At 61.8% G+C, this 19,635-nt stretch carries 15 protein-coding genes and 4 tRNA genes; 2 read left to right on the top strand and 17 right to left on the bottom strand.

Annotated elements, in window-relative coordinates; translation table 11 throughout:
- Positions 1-84: 84 nt before the first annotated feature.
- The 6 genes from AB4N42_RS12810 to leuC all read right to left on the bottom strand — a co-directional run bounded on the left by AB4N42_RS12810 (position 85) and on the right by leuC (position 6,643).
- Positions 85-1,095 (bottom strand): aspartate-semialdehyde dehydrogenase, encoded by a 1,011-nt coding sequence (locus tag AB4N42_RS12810; RefSeq protein WP_198795935.1) that lies wholly within the window; start codon positions 1,093-1,095, stop codon positions 85-87.
- Between the two features lie 245 nt (positions 1,096-1,340).
- Positions 1,341-2,453 carry an aspartate-semialdehyde dehydrogenase gene (gene asd / locus AB4N42_RS12805; protein ID WP_030142030.1) on the bottom strand — a complete coding sequence of 371 codons (1,113 nt, stop codon included), beginning with the start codon at positions 2,451-2,453 and terminating at the stop codon, positions 1,341-1,343.
- 54 nt (positions 2,454-2,507) lie between these two features.
- Entirely contained in the window at positions 2,508-3,590 is a 1,083-nt protein-coding gene (leuB, locus tag AB4N42_RS12800; RefSeq protein WP_198795934.1) for a 3-isopropylmalate dehydrogenase, read from the bottom strand.
- A 56-nt stretch (positions 3,591-3,646) separates the two neighbouring features.
- Positions 3,647-4,411, bottom strand: a complete 765-nt coding sequence (locus AB4N42_RS12795) for a class I SAM-dependent methyltransferase (RefSeq protein WP_460116269.1) — start codon at positions 4,409-4,411, stop codon at positions 3,647-3,649.
- 157 nt (positions 4,412-4,568) lie between these two features.
- Entirely contained in the window at positions 4,569-5,213 is a 645-nt protein-coding gene (leuD, locus tag AB4N42_RS12790) for a 3-isopropylmalate dehydratase small subunit (RefSeq protein WP_030142033.1), read from the bottom strand.
- 11 nt (positions 5,214-5,224) lie between these two features.
- Positions 5,225-6,643 carry a 3-isopropylmalate dehydratase large subunit gene (gene leuC / locus AB4N42_RS12785; RefSeq protein WP_003203866.1) on the bottom strand — a complete coding sequence of 473 codons (1,419 nt, stop codon included), beginning with the start codon at positions 6,641-6,643 and terminating at the stop codon, positions 5,225-5,227.
- Positions 6,644-6,800: 157 nt separating this feature from the next.
- On the opposite strand from leuC, the gene AB4N42_RS12780 reads away from it, so the two are divergent.
- Positions 6,801-7,691 carry a LysR family transcriptional regulator gene (locus tag AB4N42_RS12780; protein ID WP_030142034.1) on the top strand — a complete coding sequence of 297 codons (891 nt, stop codon included), beginning with the start codon at positions 6,801-6,803 and terminating at the stop codon, positions 7,689-7,691.
- Between the two features lie 67 nt (positions 7,692-7,758).
- Entirely contained in the window at positions 7,759-11,037 is a 3,279-nt protein-coding gene (locus tag AB4N42_RS12775) for an EAL domain-containing protein (RefSeq protein ID WP_198795932.1), read from the top strand.
- 230 nt (positions 11,038-11,267) lie between these two features.
- Here AB4N42_RS12775 and AB4N42_RS12770 read toward each other — a convergent pair whose 3' ends face one another.
- From AB4N42_RS12770 to uvrB, 11 genes are all read right to left on the bottom strand, one after another.
- Positions 11,268-11,720, bottom strand: a complete 453-nt coding sequence (locus tag AB4N42_RS12770) for an Hsp20 family protein (RefSeq protein ID WP_030142036.1) — start codon at positions 11,718-11,720, stop codon at positions 11,268-11,270.
- Between the two features lie 119 nt (positions 11,721-11,839).
- Positions 11,840-12,799 (bottom strand): tRNA dihydrouridine synthase, encoded by a 960-nt coding sequence (locus AB4N42_RS12765; protein ID WP_407683381.1) that lies wholly within the window; start codon positions 12,797-12,799, stop codon positions 11,840-11,842.
- A 245-nt stretch (positions 12,800-13,044) separates the two neighbouring features.
- Complete coding sequence (locus tag AB4N42_RS12760; RefSeq protein ID WP_460116268.1) at positions 13,045-13,530, bottom strand: acyl-CoA thioesterase; 486 nt, start codon at positions 13,528-13,530, stop codon at positions 13,045-13,047.
- Between the two features lie 44 nt (positions 13,531-13,574).
- A complete protein-coding gene (locus AB4N42_RS12755; protein WP_030142038.1) occupies positions 13,575-14,408 on the bottom strand; it encodes an alpha/beta fold hydrolase in 834 nt (277 codons plus the stop codon).
- Between the two features lie 27 nt (positions 14,409-14,435).
- Entirely contained in the window at positions 14,436-14,975 is a 540-nt protein-coding gene (locus AB4N42_RS12750) for a TetR/AcrR family transcriptional regulator (RefSeq protein ID WP_030142039.1), read from the bottom strand.
- 179 nt (positions 14,976-15,154) lie between these two features.
- A tRNA-Glu gene (locus AB4N42_RS12745) sits at positions 15,155-15,230 on the bottom strand.
- A gap of 76 nt (positions 15,231-15,306) precedes the next feature.
- Positions 15,307-15,382 (bottom strand) — tRNA-Ala (locus tag AB4N42_RS12740).
- A 53-nt stretch (positions 15,383-15,435) separates the two neighbouring features.
- Positions 15,436-15,511, bottom strand: a tRNA-Glu gene (locus AB4N42_RS12735).
- Between the two features lie 79 nt (positions 15,512-15,590).
- Positions 15,591-15,666 (bottom strand) — tRNA-Ala (locus AB4N42_RS12730).
- Positions 15,667-15,812: 146 nt separating this feature from the next.
- Positions 15,813-17,294, bottom strand: coding sequence for a glutamate--tRNA ligase (gltX, locus tag AB4N42_RS12725; protein ID WP_217859977.1), 1,482 nt, complete (start codon positions 17,292-17,294; stop codon positions 15,813-15,815).
- A gap of 228 nt (positions 17,295-17,522) precedes the next feature.
- Positions 17,523-19,538: an excinuclease ABC subunit UvrB gene (gene uvrB / locus AB4N42_RS12720; RefSeq protein WP_030142041.1), complete on the bottom strand. Its 2,016-nt coding sequence runs from the start codon at positions 19,536-19,538 to the stop codon at positions 17,523-17,525.
- Positions 19,539-19,635: the final 97 nt, after the last annotated feature.

The raw sequence follows: 19,635 nt of genomic DNA, 5'->3' as shown, positions 1-19,635 counted from the left end.
CCCGGGAGGGAGGTTCGCCTTCAGCACTCTGGCCAAGCATAGCGCCCAGCTAGAATCATTCGACAAATTGTTGCCAAGTATCTTTTACAGCAGGTCTTTTATCAACAACTCAGCCACCTGCACCGCATTGAGCGCCGCGCCCTTGCGCACGTTATCTGACGTCAGCCACATATTTAGTTCCGCCGGATCGTCGATACCGCCGCGCACGCGACCGATGTAGACCACATCCTGCCCTACCGCATCGCCTACCGGGGTCGGGTAATCCCCCGCCTCCACCAGCTCGATACCCGGTGCTGCCTCCAGGGCCGCGTTGACCTTAGCCAAGTCAACAGGACCGGCAGACTCCACGGTCACGCTAAAGCTATCGCCAAAAAACACCGGGGCTTGAATGCAAGTGACGGAAATCTTTAACAAAGGTTGCTCCAGCACTTGGCGCAACTCACTCACCAGGCGTCTTTCAAGCTGGGTATGGCCCTGCTCATCGGGAGTGCCCACCTGGGCCAACAGATTGAATGCCATCTGCCGATCGAAGAATTTCGGCTCGAGCGGACGAGCATTGAGCAACTCGGCGGTCTGGCGCGCCAGCTCGCTCACAGCTACACGGCCCTGGGCGGACACGGCGAGGCTGGCGGTCAGGCTCACGCGCTGTATATCCAGGCATTGGCGCAGCGGTGCCAAGGCAACGGCCAGGACCGTGGCCGAGGGGCTGGGGCTGCTGACCTGAAACGGTTTGGACAGGTTGGCCAGCACCTGCGGGTTGGCCTCCGGCACGATCTGCGGCGCCTGGTCGGCTGGCAGCGCACCGGACAGGTCGATCAGCGCGCAACCGGCGGCGGTGGCTCGCGGGGCGAAGCTCAGGGTCACTGCCGGCCCCGCCGCGAAAAACACCAGTTGGACTTTGCTGAAATCGAACTCATCGACCTCGCGCACCCGCACGTTTTTGCCACGGAACATCACCGAGCTGCCCGCCGATTCGCTGCTGGCCAGCAGGTGCAGGTTGCCTATGGGGAAGTCGCGTTCTTCGAGAATCTGGACGAGGGTTTCGCCGACAGTACCGGTGGCGCCGATCACGGCAATATCAAAGGACTGGCTCATGGGTCTACCTCAGGTAAAACGTGGGGAGCGGCACTTTACCGGGTGGTGGGTGGGCAGGCAATTGAACACAAGAGAACCTGTGGCGAGGGAGCTTGCTCCCGCTCGGTTGCGTAGCGACCGCCAGATTGTTGGGGCTGCTGCGCAGCCCAGCGGGAGCAAGCTCCCTCGCCACGGGGATTGCACCAAACCAATAGAAAAAACCCGCGCCTCTCACAAGGCGCGGGTTCTTTCACAGCAGCAACCGATCAACGTTCAAGCAGGATCCGCAGCATGCGGCGCAGCGGTTCAGCCGCGCCCCACAGCAGTTGGTCGCCGACGGTGAAGGCACCGACGAACTGCGAGCCCATGTTCAGCTTGCGCAAGCGGCCCACCGGTACGTTCAGGGTGCCGTTGACCTTGGTCGGGCTCAGCTCCTGCATGCTGGTCTCACGGTTGTTCGGCACCAGCTTGACCCAAGGGTTGTGCTGGCTGATCAAGCCTTCGATGTCGGCGATCGGCACGTCTTTGTTCAGCTTGATGGTCAGCGCCTGGCTGTGGCAACGCATGGCGCCGATGCGCACGCAGATGCCGTCCACCGGGATCGGGCTCTTGAAGCGACCGAGGATCTTGTTGGTCTCGGCCTGGGCCTTCCACTCTTCGCGACTCTGGCCGTTCGGCAGTTCCTTGTCGATCCACGGAATCAGGCTGCCGGCCAGCGGCACGCCGAAATTCTCGGTCGGGTAGGCATCGCTGCGCATCGCTTCGGCGACCTTGCGGTCGATGTCCAGGATGGCACTGGCCGGGTTCGCCAGTTCATCGGCCACGGCGCCGTGGGTCACGCCCATTTGCTTGATCAGCTCACGCATGTGCTGCGCGCCACCGCCGGAAGCCGCCTGGTAGGTCATCGCGCTCATCCACTCCACCAGACCAGCCTCGAACAGACCGCCCAGGCCCATCAGCATCAGGCTGACGGTGCAGTTGCCGCCGATGTAGTTCTTGGTGCCCGCATCCAGCTGCTGGTCGATGACCTTGCGGTTCACCGGGTCGAGGATGATCACCGCGTCGTCCTGCATGCGCAGGCTGGAAGCGGCGTCGATCCAGTAACCCTGCCAGCCGGCTTCACGCAGCTTGGGGAACACTTCGCTGGTGTAGTCGCCGCCCTGGCAGGTCAGGATCACGTCGAGGGTCTTGAGTTCTTCGATGCTGTAGGCATCCTTGAGCACACCGGTGTCCTTGCCCACGGACGGGCCTTGGCCACCAACGTTGGAGGTGGTGAAAAACACCGGCTCAATGAGATCGAAATCCTGCTCTTCCAGCATTCGCTGCATGAGCACGGAACCGACCATGCCGCGCCAACCGATCAGACCTACACGTTTCATCGCAACTACACCTTTACAAAAGTGGGCCACCGTCGAAGCGGTGGGCCCGAAAGATTACAGATTCCGCAACGCGGCGACTACTGCATCGCCCATTTGCTGCGTACCGACTTTGGTACAACCTTGCGACCAGATATCACCGGTGCGCAAGCCTTGGTCCAGGACCACGCTGACGGCTTTTTCGATCGCGTCGGCGGCATCGTTCAAGTTGAAGCTGTAGCGCAGCATCATCGACACCGACAGGATGGTCGCCAATGGGTTGGCAATGCCCTGCCCGGCGATGTCCGGTGCCGAACCGTGGCACGGCTCGTACATGCCCTTGTTGTTAGCGTCCAGGGAAGCAGACGGCAGCATGCCGATGGAGCCGGTGAGCATTGACGCTTCGTCGGACAGGATGTCGCCGAACATGTTGTCGGTGACGATCACGTCGAACTGCTTCGGCGCGCGGACCAGTTGCATCGCGGCGTTGTCGACGTACATGTGGCTCAGCTCGATGTCCGGGTAATCCTTGGCCACTTGCTCGACCACTTCACGCCACAGTTGGCTGGAAGCCAGGACGTTGGCCTTGTCCACCGAGCACAGCTTCTTGCCCCGCACGCGGGCCATGTCGAAGCCGACCCGGGCGATACGGCGGATTTCGCTTTCGCTGTACGGCAGGGTGTCGTAGGCCTGGCGCTCGCCGTTTTCCAGCTCGCGGGTGCCGCGCGGAGCGCCGAAATAGATGCCGCCGGTCAGCTCACGGACGATGAGAATGTCCAGGCCGGAGACGATTTCCGGCTTCAGGCTCGAGGCGTCGGCCAGTTGCGGGTAAAGGATCGCCGGACGCAGGTTGCCGAACAGGCCCAGTTGCGCACGAATCTTCAGCAGGCCGCGCTCAGGGCGGATGTCGCGTTCGATCTTGTCCCATTTCGGGCCGCCCACGGCGCCCAGCAGCACGGCATCGGCGGCACGGGCCCGGTCGAGGGTTTCATCGGCCAGCGGCACGCCGTGCTTGTCGATGGCCGCGCCACCGATCACGTCGTGGCTGAGCTCGAAGCCCAAGCCGTACTTGCCGTTCGCCAGTTCCAGGACCTTGACCGCCTCGGCCATGATTTCCGGGCCGATGCCATCACCCGGGAGAATCAGAATCTGCTTGCTCATGCTTTCCTCGTTTGTTCGGTTTTCGGCACCACCCGCTGGGGCTGGCCGGGAAAAATCTATCGCTCGGCCCACAGCACCAGCACATCTGTACTGAACGAACCATCGGCCTCAATCTGAAAATATTCACGCACTTCGTCGCCCATCGAACGCTGCAGCTCGAGAATCGCAGCACGCATTACCTCGGGGGTGCGCATGCGCTCGACCCAGGACTGGTATTCCAGGCGCAGGCGCTGGCGCGAAGTACTGCGGGTGTGCAGCCCCGCTTCGCTGACCTGGCGCAACCATTCATCAGCCGAATAATCACGCACATGGCTGGTGTCGCGCAGCACTTCGATGCTCTGCAAGTAGGTGTCCAGCAACGGCGTCCCCGGCGACAGGATGTCGATGAACGCCATCACCCCGCCAGGCTTGAGCACCCGGCGCACTTCTCGCAGCGCCAGGCCGAGATCGCTCCAATGATGCGCCGAATAACGGCTGAACACGAAGTCGAACTCACCGTCGGCGAACGGCAACCGCTCGGCGGCGCCACGAACCGTGCTGATATTGCCCAGGCCGCGCTCAGCCGCTGCTGCGGTCACCACGTCGAGCATCTGCTGCGACAGGTCGTAGGCCACCACTTCACCGGCCAATGGCGCCACGTGGAAACTCACATGGCCGGCGCCGCAGCCCAGGTCCAGCACACGGGCATCGCCACGACCGGCCAGCTCGGCCTGCAACAGCGCGAACTCGGTACCCTGGGCGTGCACGGCACTGCTCAGGTAGGCCGAGGCCTGTTCACCGAATTGCTTTTGGACGACTTGGCTGTGGGCGGTGCTGGTCATGGGGATTTCCTTTTTAGGTCTAGCTTTGTATTGCCAGTGCCGCCGTCTTCGCGAGCAAGCCCGCTCCCACAAGGGGTTTTGTGAACGCCGCTAATCCAGTGTGGGAGCGGGCTTGCTCGCGAAGAGGCCAGCACTGACTGCATCAATTTCCGGTCAATCAAGCATCGCGAAACAACCAAGGCTGGCTCGCCCGATGCTTGGCTTCGAACGCGGCAATCGCCTCGCCGTCCTGCAAGGTCAGGCCGATGTCATCCAGGCCATTGAGCAGGCAATGCTTGCGGAACGCATCGATCTCGAAACCCAGCACCTTGCCGTCGGGACGGGTCACGGTCTGGGCCGCCAGGTCGATCTGCAATTGATAGCCAGGGTTGGCCTCGACCTGCTGGAACAGCTCATCCACTTCGGCGTCGCTGAGGATGATCGGCAGCAAGCCGTTCTTGAAGCTGTTGTTGAAGAAGATGTCGGCGTAGCTCGGCGCGATGATGCTGCGGAAGCCGTACTCTTCCAAGGCCCATGGCGCGTGTTCGCGGCTCGAACCGCAGCCGAAGTTCTCCCGGGCCAGCAACACACTGGCGCCCTGGTAACGCTCGGCGTTGAGGACGAAATCCTTGTTCAGCGGACGCTTGGAGTTGTCCTGGTACGGCTGGCCGACGTCCAGGTAGCGCCACTCGTCGAACAGGTTCGGGCCGAAACCGGTGCGCTTGATGGATTTCAAGAACTGCTTGGGAATGATCTGGTCGGTGTCGACGTTGGCACGATCCAAAGGCGCGACAAGACCGGTGTGCTGGGTAAAAGCTTTCATGCTGCGCTCCTTCAGATCAATTCGCGGACGTCGACGAAACGGCCGTTGACGGCGGCCGCGGCGGCCATCGCCGGGCTCACCAGGTGCGTACGGCCACCGGCGCCTTGACGGCCTTCGAAGTTACGGTTGGAGGTGGAAGCGCAATGCTCGCCCGACTCCAAACGGTCCGGGTTCATGGCCAGGCACATCGAGCACCCCGGCTCACGCCATTCGAAACCGGCTTCGAGGAAAATCTTGTCCAGCCCTTCTGCTTCGGCCTGGGCCTTCACCAGGCCAGAGCCTGGGACCACGATCGCCTGCTTGATGGTCGAGGCGACCTTGCGGCCCTTGGCGATCACGGCAGCGGCGCGCAGGTCTTCTATCCGCGAGTTGGTGCAGGAACCGATGAACACGCGATCGAGCTGAATGTCGGTGATCGCCTGGTTGGCGCTCAAGCCCATGTACTTCAAGGCGCGGACAATGGAATCGCGCTTGACCAAGTCCATTTCCTTGGCCGGATCCGGCACGTTCTGGTCCACCGCCAACACCATTTCCGGCGAAGTGCCCCAGCTCACTTGCGGCTTGATCTGCGTCGCGTCGAGCTCGACCACGGTGTCGAACTTCGCATCGGCGTCGGACACCAGGTCTTTCCAGGCTTCGACCGCCATGTCCCATTCCGCGCCCTTTGGCGAGAACGGACGGCCCTTGACGTATTCCACGGTTTTTTCATCGGCGGCCACCAGGCCAACGCGGGCCCCGGCTTCGATGGACATGTTGCAAATGGTCATGCGGCCTTCGACGGACAAGTCGCGGATCGCGCTGCCAGCGAACTCGATCGCATGGCCGTTACCGCCAGCGGTGCCGATCTTGCCGATCACGGCCAGGACGATGTCCTTGGCGGTCACGCCGAACGGCAACTTGCCCTCGACGCGCACCAGCATGTTCTTCATTTTCTTGGCGACCAGGCACTGGGTGGCGAGCACGTGCTCGACCTCGGACGTACCAATACCGTGGGCCAAGGCGCCGAATGCACCGTGGGTCGAGGTGTGCGAGTCGCCGCAGACCACGGTCATGCCCGGCAAGGTCGCGCCCTGCTCCGGGCCGATGACGTGGACGATGCCTTGGCGCACGTCGTTCATCTTGAATTCGACGATGCCGTATTCGTCACAGTTGTCGTCGAGGGTCTGGACTTGCAGGCGCGAGACCTGGTCGGCAATCGCCTCGATGCCGCCCTTGCGCTCCGGCGTGGTCGGTACGTTGTGGTCCGGGGTCGCGATGTTGGCATCGATGCGCCACGGCTTGCGCCCGGCCAGGCGCAGGCCTTCGAAGGCTTGCGGCGAGGTCACTTCGTGGATGATGTGACGGTCGATGTAGATCAGCGCCGAGCCATCGTCGCGCTGCTTGACCAAATGCGAATCCCAGAGCTTGTCGTAGAGCGTTTTGCCGGCCATCAGACGGTTTCCTCATCAGCTTGTTTCTATGCCCTGGGTCTTGAACAGGTCAATGACCCCTTGGCTTGTGAGGCTGATGTTATGAGGCTACATTAAATAACTCAAATTCATATTTTTCATACTTTGCATAACCAACAGGAATTCGACTGAAACGGCCATGGACCTCGCCAACCTCAACGCCTTTATTGCCATCGCCGAAACGGGCAGCTTCTCCGGTGCCGGCGAACGCCTGCACCTGACCCAACCCGCCATCAGCAAGCGGATTGCCGGGCTGGAACAGCAGCTCAACGTGCGCCTGTTCGATCGACTGGGCCGCGAAGTCGGCCTGACCGAAGCCGGTCGGGCCCTGCTGCCGCGGGCCTACCAGATCCTCAACGTACTCGACGACACTCGCCGCGCCCTGACCAACCTGACCGGTGAAGTCACCGGGCGCCTGACCCTCGCCACCAGCCACCACATCGGCCTGCACCGCTTGCCGCCTTTATTGAGGGAGTTCACCCGACGCTACCCACAGGTGGCCCTGGATATTCAGTTCCTGGATTCGGAAGTGGCCTACGAAGAAATCCTCCATGGCCGGGCAGAACTGGCCGTCATCACCCTCGCCCCCGAACCCCACGCGCTGGTACGCGCCGCGCCCGTGTGGGACGACCCGCTGGATTTCGTCGTGGCCCCGGAGCATGCGTTGCTGGAAAACGGCGCGGTGAGCCTGGCGGACATTGCCTTGCACCCAGCAGTCTTCCCGGGCGGCAATACCTTCACTCATCACATCGTGCGGCGATTGTTCGAAGCCCAGGGCCTGACGCCGAACATCGCCATGAGCACGAATTATCTGGAAACCATAAAGATGATGGTCTCCATCGGCCTGGCCTGGAGCGTTTTGCCGCGCACCATGCTCGATGAGCAGGTAGCGCGCATTCCTTTGCCGGGCATACAGCTCAGTCGCCAGCTAGGCTATATCCTGCACACCGAACGGACGCTGTCGAACGCCGCGCGGGCCTTCATGGCTCTATTGGACGCACAAATCGATCTGCCAGGGACAAGGGCATAAGTTGTGCTACTCCTATAGGGCCACTACGCCTGCGCATAACGCCCATCTGCCCAAGGCCCGCTAGAGAATGCCCAAACCCGCTGACCATCTCCCGCCCCTGCCGCGTATCCAGGCGCTGGACCCGAAACGGTCCGAGCAAAGCTGGGACAGCGCGCCACAATTGCTGGCCGCCCTGAACGGAGCGCGGCTGGGGGCTTGGTCGTGGGACATCGATACCGGGCAGATCAGTTGGTCGCGCGGCACCCAGGCACTGTTCGGCTTCGATCCGCGCCAGCCGTTGCCCGCAGACGTGGATTACCTCGACCTGCTGCTGCCTGAGGACCGATCCAGGGCCGTGCGCGCGTTCCACGCGGCGGTGGCCGGCGCACCGCTTGAACAGGCGATGCACCACCGCATCGTCTGGCCCGACGGCAGCCTGCACTGGCTGGAAATCAGCGGCAGCGTGCTACCCGACAAACACGGTCGGCCGCGCATGATCGGGGTCATTCGGGAAATCACCCACCAGCGCGAACGGGAACAAGCGCTGCGCAGCTCGGAAAAGCGCTTCGCCACGCTCTTTCACCTGTGCCCGAACATGGTCCTGCTCACCCGTCAGGAGGACGGGCTGATCAGCGAAGCCAACCAGTATTTCGAAAGCCTGTTCGGCTGGCCGGTGCATGACGTGATCGGCCGCACCACCCTGGAACTGGGCTTGTGGGTAGACCCCAGCCAACGGGCGAAACTGGTGGAAGCGACCAAGGCCAAGGGCGAACTGATCAGCATGGAGGTGGAGTTCCGCGCCAGTAACGGCCAGATCCACAATGGCATTCTCAGCGCCCAGAAGGTCGAGCTCGAAGGCCAGCCTTACTTGCTGAGCACGTTCCTCGACACCACCGAGCGCAAACTCGCAGAACAGGCTCTCAAGGACAGCCAGGAGCGCCTCGACCTGGCCCTTGACTCGGCACAACTGGGGACTTGGGACTGGCACATTCCCAGCGGCATGCTCTACGGCTCGGCCCGGGCAGCGCAGCTTCATGGCCTGGAGCCCAAGGCATTCCATGAATCGTTCGATGCGTTTTTCGAAGGTGTACCTACCGAAGAGCGCAATAACATGCGCAACGCCTACCGCAGCCTGCGCGAAGGCCCGGCGGGCAACTATCAACTGACCTACCGCGTACAACTGCCGGACGGCAGCTCGCGCTACCTGGAAAGCCGTGCCCGTCTCTACCGCAACGACGACGGCAGCCCCCTGCGCATGGCCGGCACCTTGCTCGACATCACCGACCAGGTGGAGCGCGAACAGAGCCTGGCGGCCTCGGAAGAAAAATTCGCGACACTGTTCCAGGTCAGCCCCGACCCGATCTGCGTCACCCACCAGGACGACGGCCGGTTTATCGAAATCAACTCCAGCTTCACCCAGACCTTCGGCTGGGCCGCCAGCGACGTGCTCGGTCGCAGTGCCGACGAGATTGGCCTGTGGGACGCTTCGGGCAGCAGCCTGCAACGCATCGAGCGGGTGATTCGCGAACAATCGCTGAGCAATGTCGCCGTGGTGGTCTATCACAAGAATGGCCAGCCGCTGACGTGCGTCATTTCCAGCCGCCAGATCAACGTCGGCAACCAGCCTTGCATCGTCACGACCCTGCGAGACATCACCCAGCAGCAACGCTCCGAAGCGGCGCTCAAGGCCAGCGAGGAAAAGTTCGCCAAGGCGTTCCACTCCAGCCCGGACGCCATCACCATTACCGAATTCGAAAGCGGCCGATACCTGGAAGTCAACGACGGCTTCTGTCGCCTCACCGGTTATCGCGCCGATGAAGTGATTGGTCGTACGGTCTACGAAGTTGGCATCTGGGCCGAGGAGAAACAGCGCGCGGCCCTGTTGGCGGAATTGCAGCTCAAGGGCCGTGTCCTTCACCAGGAAATGCTCGGGCGCAACAAGCGCGGGGAAGCGCTCACGGTGGAGGTGTCGGTCGAACCGATCACGCTCAACGAGAAGGCTTGCCTGCTGCTGACCGCCCGGGACGTGAGCCTGCTGCGCAACGCCGAGGCCCAGATCCGCCACCTCGCCTACCACGATTCCCTGACCAACCTGCCCAACCGGGCGCTGCTGATGGACCGACTGAGCCAGCAGATCGCCTTGCTCAAGCGCCACAATCTGCGCGGGGCATTGCTGTTCCTCGACCTGGACCACTTCAAGCACATCAACGACTCCCTTGGCCATCCGGTGGGCGACACGGTGCTGAAGATCATTACCGCTCGCCTCGAAGCCAGCGTGCGCCTCGAAGACACCGTGGCGCGGTTGGGCGGCGACGAGTTCGTGGTGTTGCTCAGCGGCCTGGAAGGTACGCGCGGCGTGGTCAGCCAACAGGTGCAGAACCTCGCCGACACACTGCGCGAACTGCTTTCCGAGCCGATGTTCCTCGACGGCCAACGGCTGCAAGTCACGCCAAGCATCGGCATGGCACTGATTCCGGACCATGGCTCGACGCCCACCGACCTGCTCAAGCGCGCCGACATCGCCCTGTACCGCGCCAAGGATTCGGGACGCAACACCTCGCAAATGTTTCACACCACGATGCAGAAAGCCGCCAGCGAACGGTTGCGCATGGAAACCGACCTGCGCCAGGCCTTGGCCCGCAATGAGTTCAGCGTGCATTTCCAACCCCAGGTCGACGCCCGGGACAACCGTATCATCGGAGCCGAGGCGTTGGTGCGCTGGCATCACCCGGACCTGGGCGCACAATCGCCCAACGAATTCATCAAGGTCCTGGAGGACAGTGGGCTGATTCTCGAGGTCGGCACCTGGATCCTCGATGAAGCCTGCGATGGCTTCAGGCAACTGATCGCCAAGGGCAAGATCGATCCGCAGCAATTCAGCCTGTGCGTGAACATCAGCCCACGGCAATTTCGCCAGAGCGATTTCGTCGAACGCATCGAAAACAGCCTCGCCCACCACGGCCTGCCGTGTGGCATGTTGAAGCTGGAAATTACCGAGGGCATCGTGATCCAGAACCTGGACGACACCATTGCCAAGATGCGCCGGCTCAAAAAGCTTGGAGTGAGCTTCGCCATGGATGACTTTGGCACCGGTTATTCGTCGCTGACGTACCTCAAGCGCCTACCGGTCGACACGTTGAAAATCGACCAGTCATTCGTGCGGGACGCCACCAGCGACCCGAACGACGCCGAAATCATCCGCGCCATCGTCGCCATGGCCCGCAGCCTCAACCTGGTGATGATTGCCGAAGGCGTGGAGACCTTGGAGCAACTGCAGTTCCTGCAAGGGCTCGATTGTCATTTGTACCAGGGTTATCTGCACAGCCGGCCGTTGCCGCTGGAGGCGTTTGAGCGGTTGTTGCCGTGACATGGAAACGCGGCGGGGAACCCTTGTGGCGAGGGGATTTATCCCCGTTGGGCTGCGAAGCAGCCCTAAAGCCGTCGCCTCGGTGTGCCAGGATAAACAGCGTCGTCTGTTCTTTTTTGGGGCCGCTTCGCAGCCCAGCGGGGATAAATCCCCTCGCCACAATTAATCTTCCACCGATCTCAAAAATGAAAAAGGGCGCCATTTCGGCGCCCTTCTTCAATGGCGATGGATCAATTCTCCAGCGCGGGTTTCTGCTGCGCACCGTTGATAGGGATGCGCTTGGCTTTCGCCTCTTCCGGTACCACGCGCAACAGGTCGATGCTCAACAGACCGTTGCTCAGGCCGGCGGATTTGATCTCGATATGATCCGCCAACCGGAAGGACAGCTTGAACGCACGCTGGGCGATGCCCTGGTGCAGGAAGGTCACGCTGTCGTTGCTGGCCTCGCGCTTGCCGCCACTGATGGTCAGCACACCTTTCTCCACTTGCAGGTCCAGGTCTTCTTCCCGGAACCCGGCGGCGGCGACTACGATGCGGTATTCGTCATCGCCATGTTTTTCCACATTGTAGGGTGGATAGCTGCTGCCCGGCTCGTTGCGCAGTGCGGTTTCGAACAGGTCGTTGAAACGGTCGAAGCCCACCGAGGAACGGAACAGAGGGGCCAGCGAAAATGCAGTACTCATGATTCAAATCTCCTGAAAGTTCAGCAAGTTTTTTTGTCTCCGCGACCCGAATTCGGCATCGCGTACCCCTTATCTAGGGTCTGCCAAAAACTTTTCAAGAGCCTTTTTTTGAAATTTTTTCAGGCCGCTTGGGTGCGCTGCACACCCAATAAATGGCCCACCGCGTCCAGGTCGGTTTCCCGGCGCACGGCACTGAACAGCTCAACCGCCTCAGGGTAGTTGCGGGTCAGCATGGCCAGCCATTGTTTCAAGCGACCCGGCGCCTGGCGTGGCGTCAGTTGCTCGACCACTTGCAACCAGAAATCCTGGAGCATCGGTTGCAGGTCGGCCCAGGTCATCTCGATGATCTCCTCACCGGCCCGGGCAGCGGCGATCTGCCGGGCCAGGTCGGGACGGGACACCAGGCCACGGCCGAGCATGATGTCCTCGACACCGCTGATTTCGCGGCACCGGCGCCAGTCTTCGACGCTCCAGATATCGCCATTGGCGAACACCGGCACCTTGACCACGTCCTGGACGCGGGGAATCCACTCCCAGTGGGCCGGTGGCTTGTAGCCGTCAACCTTGGTCCGCGCATGCACGACGATATGCGCCGCGCCACCTTCAGCCAGCGCCGTGGCGCAGACCAGCGCGCCGTCCGGGCTGTCGAAGCCGAGGCGCATCTTCGCTGTAACCGGAATGTGCTTGGGCACGGCGCGCCGTACGTGCTCGACAATTTCGTTGAGCAGCTCAGGCTCTTTGAGCAACACCGCCCCGCCCCGGGATTTGTTCACGGTCTTGGCGGGGCAGCCGAAATTCAAGTCGATCACCTCGGAACCCAGCTCGCAGGCCAGCGCCGCGTTCTCCGCCAGGCACACCGGGTCGGAGCCCAGCAATTGCACCCGCAGCGGCACGCCCGCGGCAGTCCGGGCACCGGCCAGCAGTTCAGGGCCGAGCTTGTGGAAATAGGCCGGTGTGAGCAGACGGTCGTTGACGCGGATGAACTCGGTGACGCACCAGTCGATACCGCCAACACGGGTCAGGACGTCCCGCAGGATGTTGTCGACCAACCCCTCCATGGGCGCCAGGGCAATTTGCATGGAAACACACACTCGAACGAAAAAACGTGCGGCAGTTTAGCGGATTTTGCCCCCGACATCGGAATTCACCACCAAACCCTGTGGGAGCGGACTTGCTCGCGATGGCGGAATGTCAGTTTGCGGGGAGGTTGGCTGTGCCGACGCCTTCGCGAGCAAGCTCGCTCCCACAGGGTACTTGAGCGTTCAAAAATCCAACATTCACCACAAATCCCTGTGGGAGCGGGCTTGCTCGCGATGGCGGCGGGTCAGTTTGCGAGGATGTTGGATGTACCGCCGCTATCGCGAGCAAGCTCGCTCCCACAGGGATTTAGCGCTACGCCATACCCTTCGATGAATTCCGCCGGCATGCGCTTGGGCCGGCCAGTGGACAGTTCAATGCAGACGAACGTGGTCTGGGCCCGCAGCAACGTGGTGTTGTCGCTGGGACGGACCAGTTGGAAATGCCGGGTCATTTTCAGCCGCTGGTCCCAGTCGACGATCCAGGTCGCCAACTGCAATTCGTCGCCCTCATAGGCCGCCGCCAGGTAATCGATTTCATGCCGCACCACTGCCATGGCCCGATCCAGCCGGCGGTACTCCACCAGGTCCAGGCCCAGGCGCTGGGAATGGCGCCAGGCGCAGCGTTCCAGCCAGATGACGTACACCGCATTGTTGGCGTGGCCCAGCCCGTCGATGTCTTCGGCATTCACCTGAAGGTCAATGATGAACGGCGTTGCCCGATCCCAGCCCATGCCCGTCTCCTGTCAAATGTGGATCGGGGCAGTGTAACGGAAGCTCAAGCCGATTGCCGCGCTTGCAGGCTGCGTCCGGCCAACAGTGATAACACGCCATCAATGACACGGGGATCGGCCAGGACTCGCTGATGGCCGCCCTGGGGTAACCGCAGCAAGCGACTGTCGAACCAGGCCTCATGGATCAGCTGCGATTCCTTCACCGAAACCGACGTATCGTCCTCGGCGTGGACGATCAAGCCCGGAATATCCAACTGGTATTGCGCGACGTCCATCTTCGAAGCCTGCATGCCCACGTCTTGCTCCACCTGGCGAATAAAGGCCGAGCGCGCCCGGGGTGGCATTCCCATCATCCGGGCAAAGCCACGCAGCACGCCGAGGATCCGCGCCGGCGCGGCGATGCTCACCAGCGTCTCGGTGCGCAAGCCCAACTGAACTGCCAGCATGGCACTGGCGCCTCCCATGGAATGGCCGATGACCGCTTGCAATGGTGGCAATTCCGCCGCGGCCTCAAGCATTGCCCGGGCAAACAACAGGACGTTGGCCTCATGACCGGGCGAGCGGCCATGGGCCGGCCCATCCAGCGCCACTACCGTATAGCCGGCATCGACGAGCGCGTTGATCAAGGCCGCGAACTGCGTTGGCCGCCCTTCCCAGCCGTGCATCAGCAGGACGGCCGGGCCTTTGCCCCAACGCAAGGCGGACAGGCCGAAGCGCAAGGTGATGCGCTCCGACGAAGCCAGCAATGGCAGCTCCCAATCTCGCGGTGGCAGGTTGCGGGGACTCATGAACACCTTACGCATTTTCTTCGCCACCAGGCGCGGAGCTATCCGGCCAAGGGTGCCATTGACGCCACGAATCCAGCTCAACCTGTCCATGCTCATCTCCAGGGCTTGCGCCTCAGCTCAGCGCACCGCCGACTTGGCGGCGCGCAGCAAACGATCCGATAACTCGCCCGGGCCCAACGCCCGTGCCAGGGCCAGGCCGCCAACCATCAAGGCAATGTCGGCCAGCGCTTTGTCAGCGTCTTCAGGGCTGGCCGCCAACTGCGCGACCATCAACTCGATATGTTCGTTAAGCACCTCGCGAAACGCATCCGGCAGCCGCCCGAGTTCACCGACCGACGCCGGGATCGGGCACGCCTGCTCGGTGGAGTCACGGTGCTTGCGCGACAGGTAGAACGCTGCGACCAAGGCGCGCCGCTCCTCACCCGTCAGTTCCGAATCCATGTCGGCGATCAAGCCACGGCGACGATTCAGCAATTGCTTGAACGCCTCCAGCATCAACGCGTCCTTGCTTTCGAAATGGGCATAGAAACCGCCCACCGTCAGCCCGGCCGCGCCCATCACCTCGCCCACGCTCGGCTCGGCCGGCCCGCGCTGGATCAGTGCATCACTGGCGGCCTTGAGAATGCGCTCACGGGTTTGTGCTTTTTTATCGCTCATCGTTGCCTCCGAATATTACGATTGAAATATTATTCCCATAATAAATTTCCGCAAGCGAAATATTGACCGCTGGTCAGAAGTATTTTTCGAGGATAAGGAAATTGGCTGAACGCCAGACAAACAAAAGGGCCATTCAATAATTGAATGACCCTTATAAAATCCCGCAGAGCGGGTAATCGTGGCGTCCCCTAGGGGACTCGAACCCCTGTTACCGCCGTGAAAGGGCGGTGTCCTAGGCCACTAGACGAAGGGGACACAAACCTTCTGAACATGATCAGCGCTGAGAACTGATCGCTTCAAGGCCGGTGTGGCCAGACCTTGAAGTGTAAATTGGTGGAGCTAGACGGGATCGAACCGTCGACCTCTTGCATGCCATGCAAGCGCTCTCCCAGCTGAGCTATAGCCCCGGATTTTTCGCCTCGCGGCGGAGCGACATCTTGTAACATCGCTTCTGTAAAACTGGCGTCCCCTAGGGGACTCGAACCCCTGTTACCGCCGTGAAAGGGCGGTGTCCTAGGCCACTAGACGAAGGGGACGCAAACCCTTCTATACAACTGATCAACGCTGAGTGTTGATCGCTTCAAGGTCGGTGTGGCCAGACCTTGAAGTGTAAATTGGTGGAGCTAGACGGGATCGAACCGTCGACCTCTTGCATGCCATGCAAGCGCTCTCCCAGCTGAGCTATAGCCCCTCATCGCTGAGGACGGGGCGAATCTTAAGGGCGTATCGGAGGGCTGTCAAATTTATTTTCAAAGAATTTGAAAATTTTTTGCCGGGATAACAATCACTTACCGACAAACCCCGGAAAACCGGGGCATGCCCTGCTCCATCGACCGCTTAAGCAATCGCGCCCAGCAGTTTTTCCCACTCCTTGTTTTCCTTCTTCGACACGCCACCGAGCAGATCGATGGCTTGGCGCAGGCGGAAACGGGTCAGGTCCGGCCCGAGGATTTCCATCGCATCGAGCACCGACACCGAGCTCGCCTGGCCGGTAATGGCGGCGAACATCAGCGGCATCGCATCGCGCAATTTCAGTTCCAGGGATTCGACCACGGCCTGGATGGTCGCGGTGATGCTGTCCTTCTCCCACTGACGCAGGCTTTCGAGCTTCCACAGGATCAGTTGCATCAACTGCCGTACCTGGTCGCCCGAGAGCTTCTTGGATTCGAACAGCTTCGCATCAGGCGTCACGCCGCCGGCAAAGAAGAACCCGGCCAACGGGGCGATCTGGCTGAACGTCTCGACCCTGCCCTGCACGTGCGGCGCGATCTTCATCATGTATTCGGGGTTGAATGCCCACTTCTGCACGCGAGCGGCGAATTCTTCAACCGGCAAGTCGCGCAGCCACTGGCCGTTGAGCCAGGATAGCTTTTCGACGTCGAAGATCGGCCCACCCAGGGAAACACGGGACAGGTCGAAGTGCTCGACCATTTCCTGCAGGGAGAACTTCTCGCGCTCGTCCGGCATCGACCAGCCCATGCGTCCCAGGTAGTTGAGCATCGCCTCGGGCATGAAGCCCATGCGCTCGTAGAACGTCACCGAGGTCGGGTTCTTGCGCTTGGACAGCTTGCTCTTGTCCGGGTTACGCAGCAGCGGCATGTAGCACAGCTGCGGTTGCTCCCAGCCGAAGTATTCGTAGAGCAGGATCAGTTTCGGCGCCGACGGCAGCCATTCTTCACCGCGCAGGACGTGGGTGATGCCCATCAGGTGGTCGTCGACCACGTTGGCCAGGAAGTACGTCGGCAGGCCGTCGGTCTTCATCAGCACTTGCATGTCCATGCGATCCCACGGGATCTCGACATCGCCACGCAGCATGTCTGGCACCACGCAGACGCCTTCGCTCGGCACCTTCATGCGGATCACGTGGGGCTCGCCAGCGGCCAGGCGACGGGCGACTTCTTCCTTGGACAGCAGCAGCGCGCGGCCGTCGTAGCGCGGGGTTTCGCCACGGGCGATCTGCTCGGCGCGCATCTGGTCGAGCTCTTCGGCGGTGCAGAAGCACGGGAATGCGTGCCCCATGTCCACCAGTTGCTGGCAGTACTGCTTGTAGATCTCGCCACGCTCGCTCTGGCGATACGGGCCGTGCGGACCGCCAACGTCCGGGCCTTCGCTCCAGTCGATGCCAAGCCAGCGCAGGGCGTCGAAAATCTGCTGTTCCGACTCGCGGGTCGAACGCAACTGGTCCGTATCCTCGATCCGCAGGATGAACTCACCGCCGTGCTGCTTGGCAAAGCAATAGTTGAACAAGGCGATGTAAGCGGTGCCGACATGGGGATCGCCAGTAGGCGAAGGCGCGATGCGGGTACGGACGGTGGTCATGGCATGTCTCGGAAAGAAGATAAAAGCAAAGATCAAACAGGGGGCGAATGGTAACAGGCGATGGTGGGCGGGCTCCAGTGAGAGCGGGATTTGTGTGGCATCTCTCAGACCGAGTCGCCTCCTTCGCGAGCAAGCCCGCTCCCACAGGAGATCGCATGCAGCCTGGACGACTCGGTCAACTGTGGGAGCGGGCTTGCTCGCGAAGAGGCCGTCGAAGCCACCGCAAATTCAGACAGCCAGCAACCGCTCCCGCAACTTGCCAATCTCATCGCGCAATTGCGCCGCCGCCTCGAACTCCAGGTCCCGAGCCAGTTGGTACATCTTCTCTTCCAACTGCCGGATTCGCTTGGTGATTTCGCTCGGCGAGCGCAGTTCGGCCTCGTAGCGGGCGCTCTCTTCGGCGGCCTTGGCCATGCCCTTGCGCTTCTTGCTGCGCGAGCCGGGCACGGTGGCGCCTTCCATGATGTCGGCGACGTCCTTGAACACACCTTTAGGGGTGATGCCATTGGCCAGGTTGAAGGCGATCTGCTTGTCGCGGCGGCGCTCGGTCTCGCCGATGGCCCGCTCCATGGAACCGGTCATGCGGTCGGCATACAGAATCGCGCGGCCATTGAGGTTACGCGCCGCGCGGCCGATGGTCTGGATCAACGAGCGCTCGGAACGCAGGAAACCTTCCTTGTCTGCGTCCAGGATCGCCACCAGCGACACCTCGGGCATGTCCAGGCCTTCACGCAGCAGGTTAATGCCCACCAGCACGTCGAAGGTGCCCAGGCGCAGGTCGCGGATGATCTCGACCCGCTCCACGGTGTCGATGTCCGAGTGCAGGTAACGCACCCGCACGCCATGGTCGGCCAGGTAGTCGGTGAGGTCTTCGGCCATGCGCTTGGTCAGCGTGGTGACCAGCACCCGTTCCTCCAGCGCCACGCGCTTGGTGATTTCCGACAACAGGTCGTCGACCTGGGTCAGCGCCGGACGCACCTCGACTTGCGGGTCGACCAGGCCGGTCGGCCGTACCACCTGCTCGACCACCCGCCCGGCATGCTCGGCTTCGTAGTTGCCAGGGGTGGCCGAGACAAAAATCGTCTGCGGGCTGACGCTTTCCCATTCGTCGAAGCGCATCGGCCGGTTGTCCAGTGCCGAAGGCAGGCGGAAACCGTATTCCACCAGGGTTTCCTTGCGCGAACGGTCGCCTTTGTACATGGCGCCGACCTGGGGCACGCTGACGTGGGATTCGTCGATCACCAGCAAGGCGTCAGGCGGCAGGTAGTCATACAAGGTCGGCGGCGGCGCACCCGCCGGACGGCCCGACAGGTAGCGCGAGTAGTTCTCGATGCCGTTGCAGTAGCCCAGCTCCAGGATCATCTCCAGGTCGAACCGGGTCCGCTGCTCCAGACGCTGGGCTTCCACCAACTTGTTGTTCGAACGCAGGTACTCCAGGCGCTCCTGCAACTCGACCTTGATCCCTTCGATGGCGTCCAGCAGGGTTTCCCGGGGCGTCACGTAGTGGCTCTTGGGGTAGAAGGTGAAGCGTGGCAACTTGCGGATCACTTCGCCGGTCAGCGGGTCGAACGCCGAGATGCTCTCCACTTCATCGTCGAACAGCTCGATGCGGATCGCTTCCAGGTCCGATTCCGCCGGGTAGATGTCGATCACATCGCCGCGCACCCGGAACGTCGCCCGGGCGAAATCCATGTCGTTGCGGGTGTACTGCAAGTCCGCCAGGCGCCGCAGCAAGGCGCGCTGGTCGAGTTTGTCGCCGCGGTCCACGTGCAGCACCATTTTCAGGTAGGTTTCCGGGCTGCCCAAGCCGTAGATGCACGACACCGTGGTGACGATGATCGCGTCCTTGCGTTCGAGCAGTGCCTTGGTCGCTGACAGCCGCATCTGTTCGATGTGGTCGTTGATCGAGGCGTCTTTCTCGATGAAGGTGTCCGACGACGGCACATACGCTTCGGGCTGGTAGTAGTCGTAGTAGGAAACGAAGTATTCCACGGCGTTGTTCGGGAAAAACGCCTTGAACTCGCCGTACAACTGCGCCGCCAGGGTCTTGTTCGGCGCCAGCACCAAAGTCGGTCGCTGCACCTGGGCGATCACGTTGGCGATGCTGAAGGTCTTGCCCGAGCCGGTTACACCGAGCAATGTCTGGTGCGCCAACCCGGCCTCGATGCCTTCGACCATCAGGCGGATGGCTTCTGGCTGGTCGCCGGCGGGCTGGAAGCGAGTGACGAGCTGGAATTCAGACATGACATGACCCCTGGGTTCATTCCTGTCGGCCAGGCGACGGGAACAAGAAAGACCGAAACGACTGACGCCGCCCGAGGAAAAAGTTGGAATTCACACA

The organism is Pseudomonas sp. H2_D02 (assembly GCF_054677635.1).
This window is presented reverse-complemented; position numbering and strand designations above follow the sequence as displayed.

Bases quoted from the DNA above. Each gene is read 5' to 3' on its own strand.
- AB4N42_RS12810 (WP_198795935.1), bottom strand. From the start codon at position 1,095: ATGAGCCAGTCCTTTGATATTGCCGTGATCGGCGCCACCGGTACTGTC.
- asd (WP_030142030.1), bottom strand. From the start codon at position 2,453: ATGAAACGTGTAGGTCTGATCGGTTGGCGCGGCATGGTCGGTTCCGTG.
- leuB (WP_198795934.1), bottom strand. From the start codon at position 3,590: ATGAGCAAGCAGATTCTGATTCTCCCGGGTGATGGCATCGGCCCGGAA.
- AB4N42_RS12795 (WP_460116269.1), bottom strand. From the start codon at position 4,411: ATGACCAGCACCGCCCACAGCCAAGTCGTCCAAAAGCAATTCGGTGAA.
- leuD (WP_030142033.1), bottom strand. From the start codon at position 5,213: ATGAAAGCTTTTACCCAGCACACCGGTCTTGTCGCGCCTTTGGATCGT.
- leuC (WP_003203866.1), bottom strand. From the start codon at position 6,643: ATGGCCGGCAAAACGCTCTACGACAAGCTCTGGGATTCGCATTTGGTC.
- AB4N42_RS12780 (WP_030142034.1), top strand. From the start codon at position 6,801: ATGGACCTCGCCAACCTCAACGCCTTTATTGCCATCGCCGAAACGGGC.
- AB4N42_RS12775 (WP_198795932.1), top strand. From the start codon at position 7,759: ATGCCCAAACCCGCTGACCATCTCCCGCCCCTGCCGCGTATCCAGGCG.
- AB4N42_RS12770 (WP_030142036.1), bottom strand. From the start codon at position 11,720: ATGAGTACTGCATTTTCGCTGGCCCCTCTGTTCCGTTCCTCGGTGGGC.
- AB4N42_RS12765 (WP_407683381.1), bottom strand. From the start codon at position 12,799: ATGCAAATTGCCCTGGCGCCCATGGAGGGGTTGGTCGACAACATCCTG.
- AB4N42_RS12760 (WP_460116268.1), bottom strand. From the start codon at position 13,530: ATGGGCTGGGATCGGGCAACGCCGTTCATCATTGACCTTCAGGTGAAT.
- AB4N42_RS12755 (WP_030142038.1), bottom strand. From the start codon at position 14,408: ATGGACAGGTTGAGCTGGATTCGTGGCGTCAATGGCACCCTTGGCCGG.
- AB4N42_RS12750 (WP_030142039.1), bottom strand. From the start codon at position 14,975: ATGAGCGATAAAAAAGCACAAACCCGTGAGCGCATTCTCAAGGCCGCC.
- gltX (WP_217859977.1), bottom strand. From the start codon at position 17,294: ATGACCACCGTCCGTACCCGCATCGCGCCTTCGCCTACTGGCGATCCC.
- uvrB (WP_030142041.1), bottom strand. From the start codon at position 19,538: ATGTCTGAATTCCAGCTCGTCACTCGCTTCCAGCCCGCCGGCGACCAG.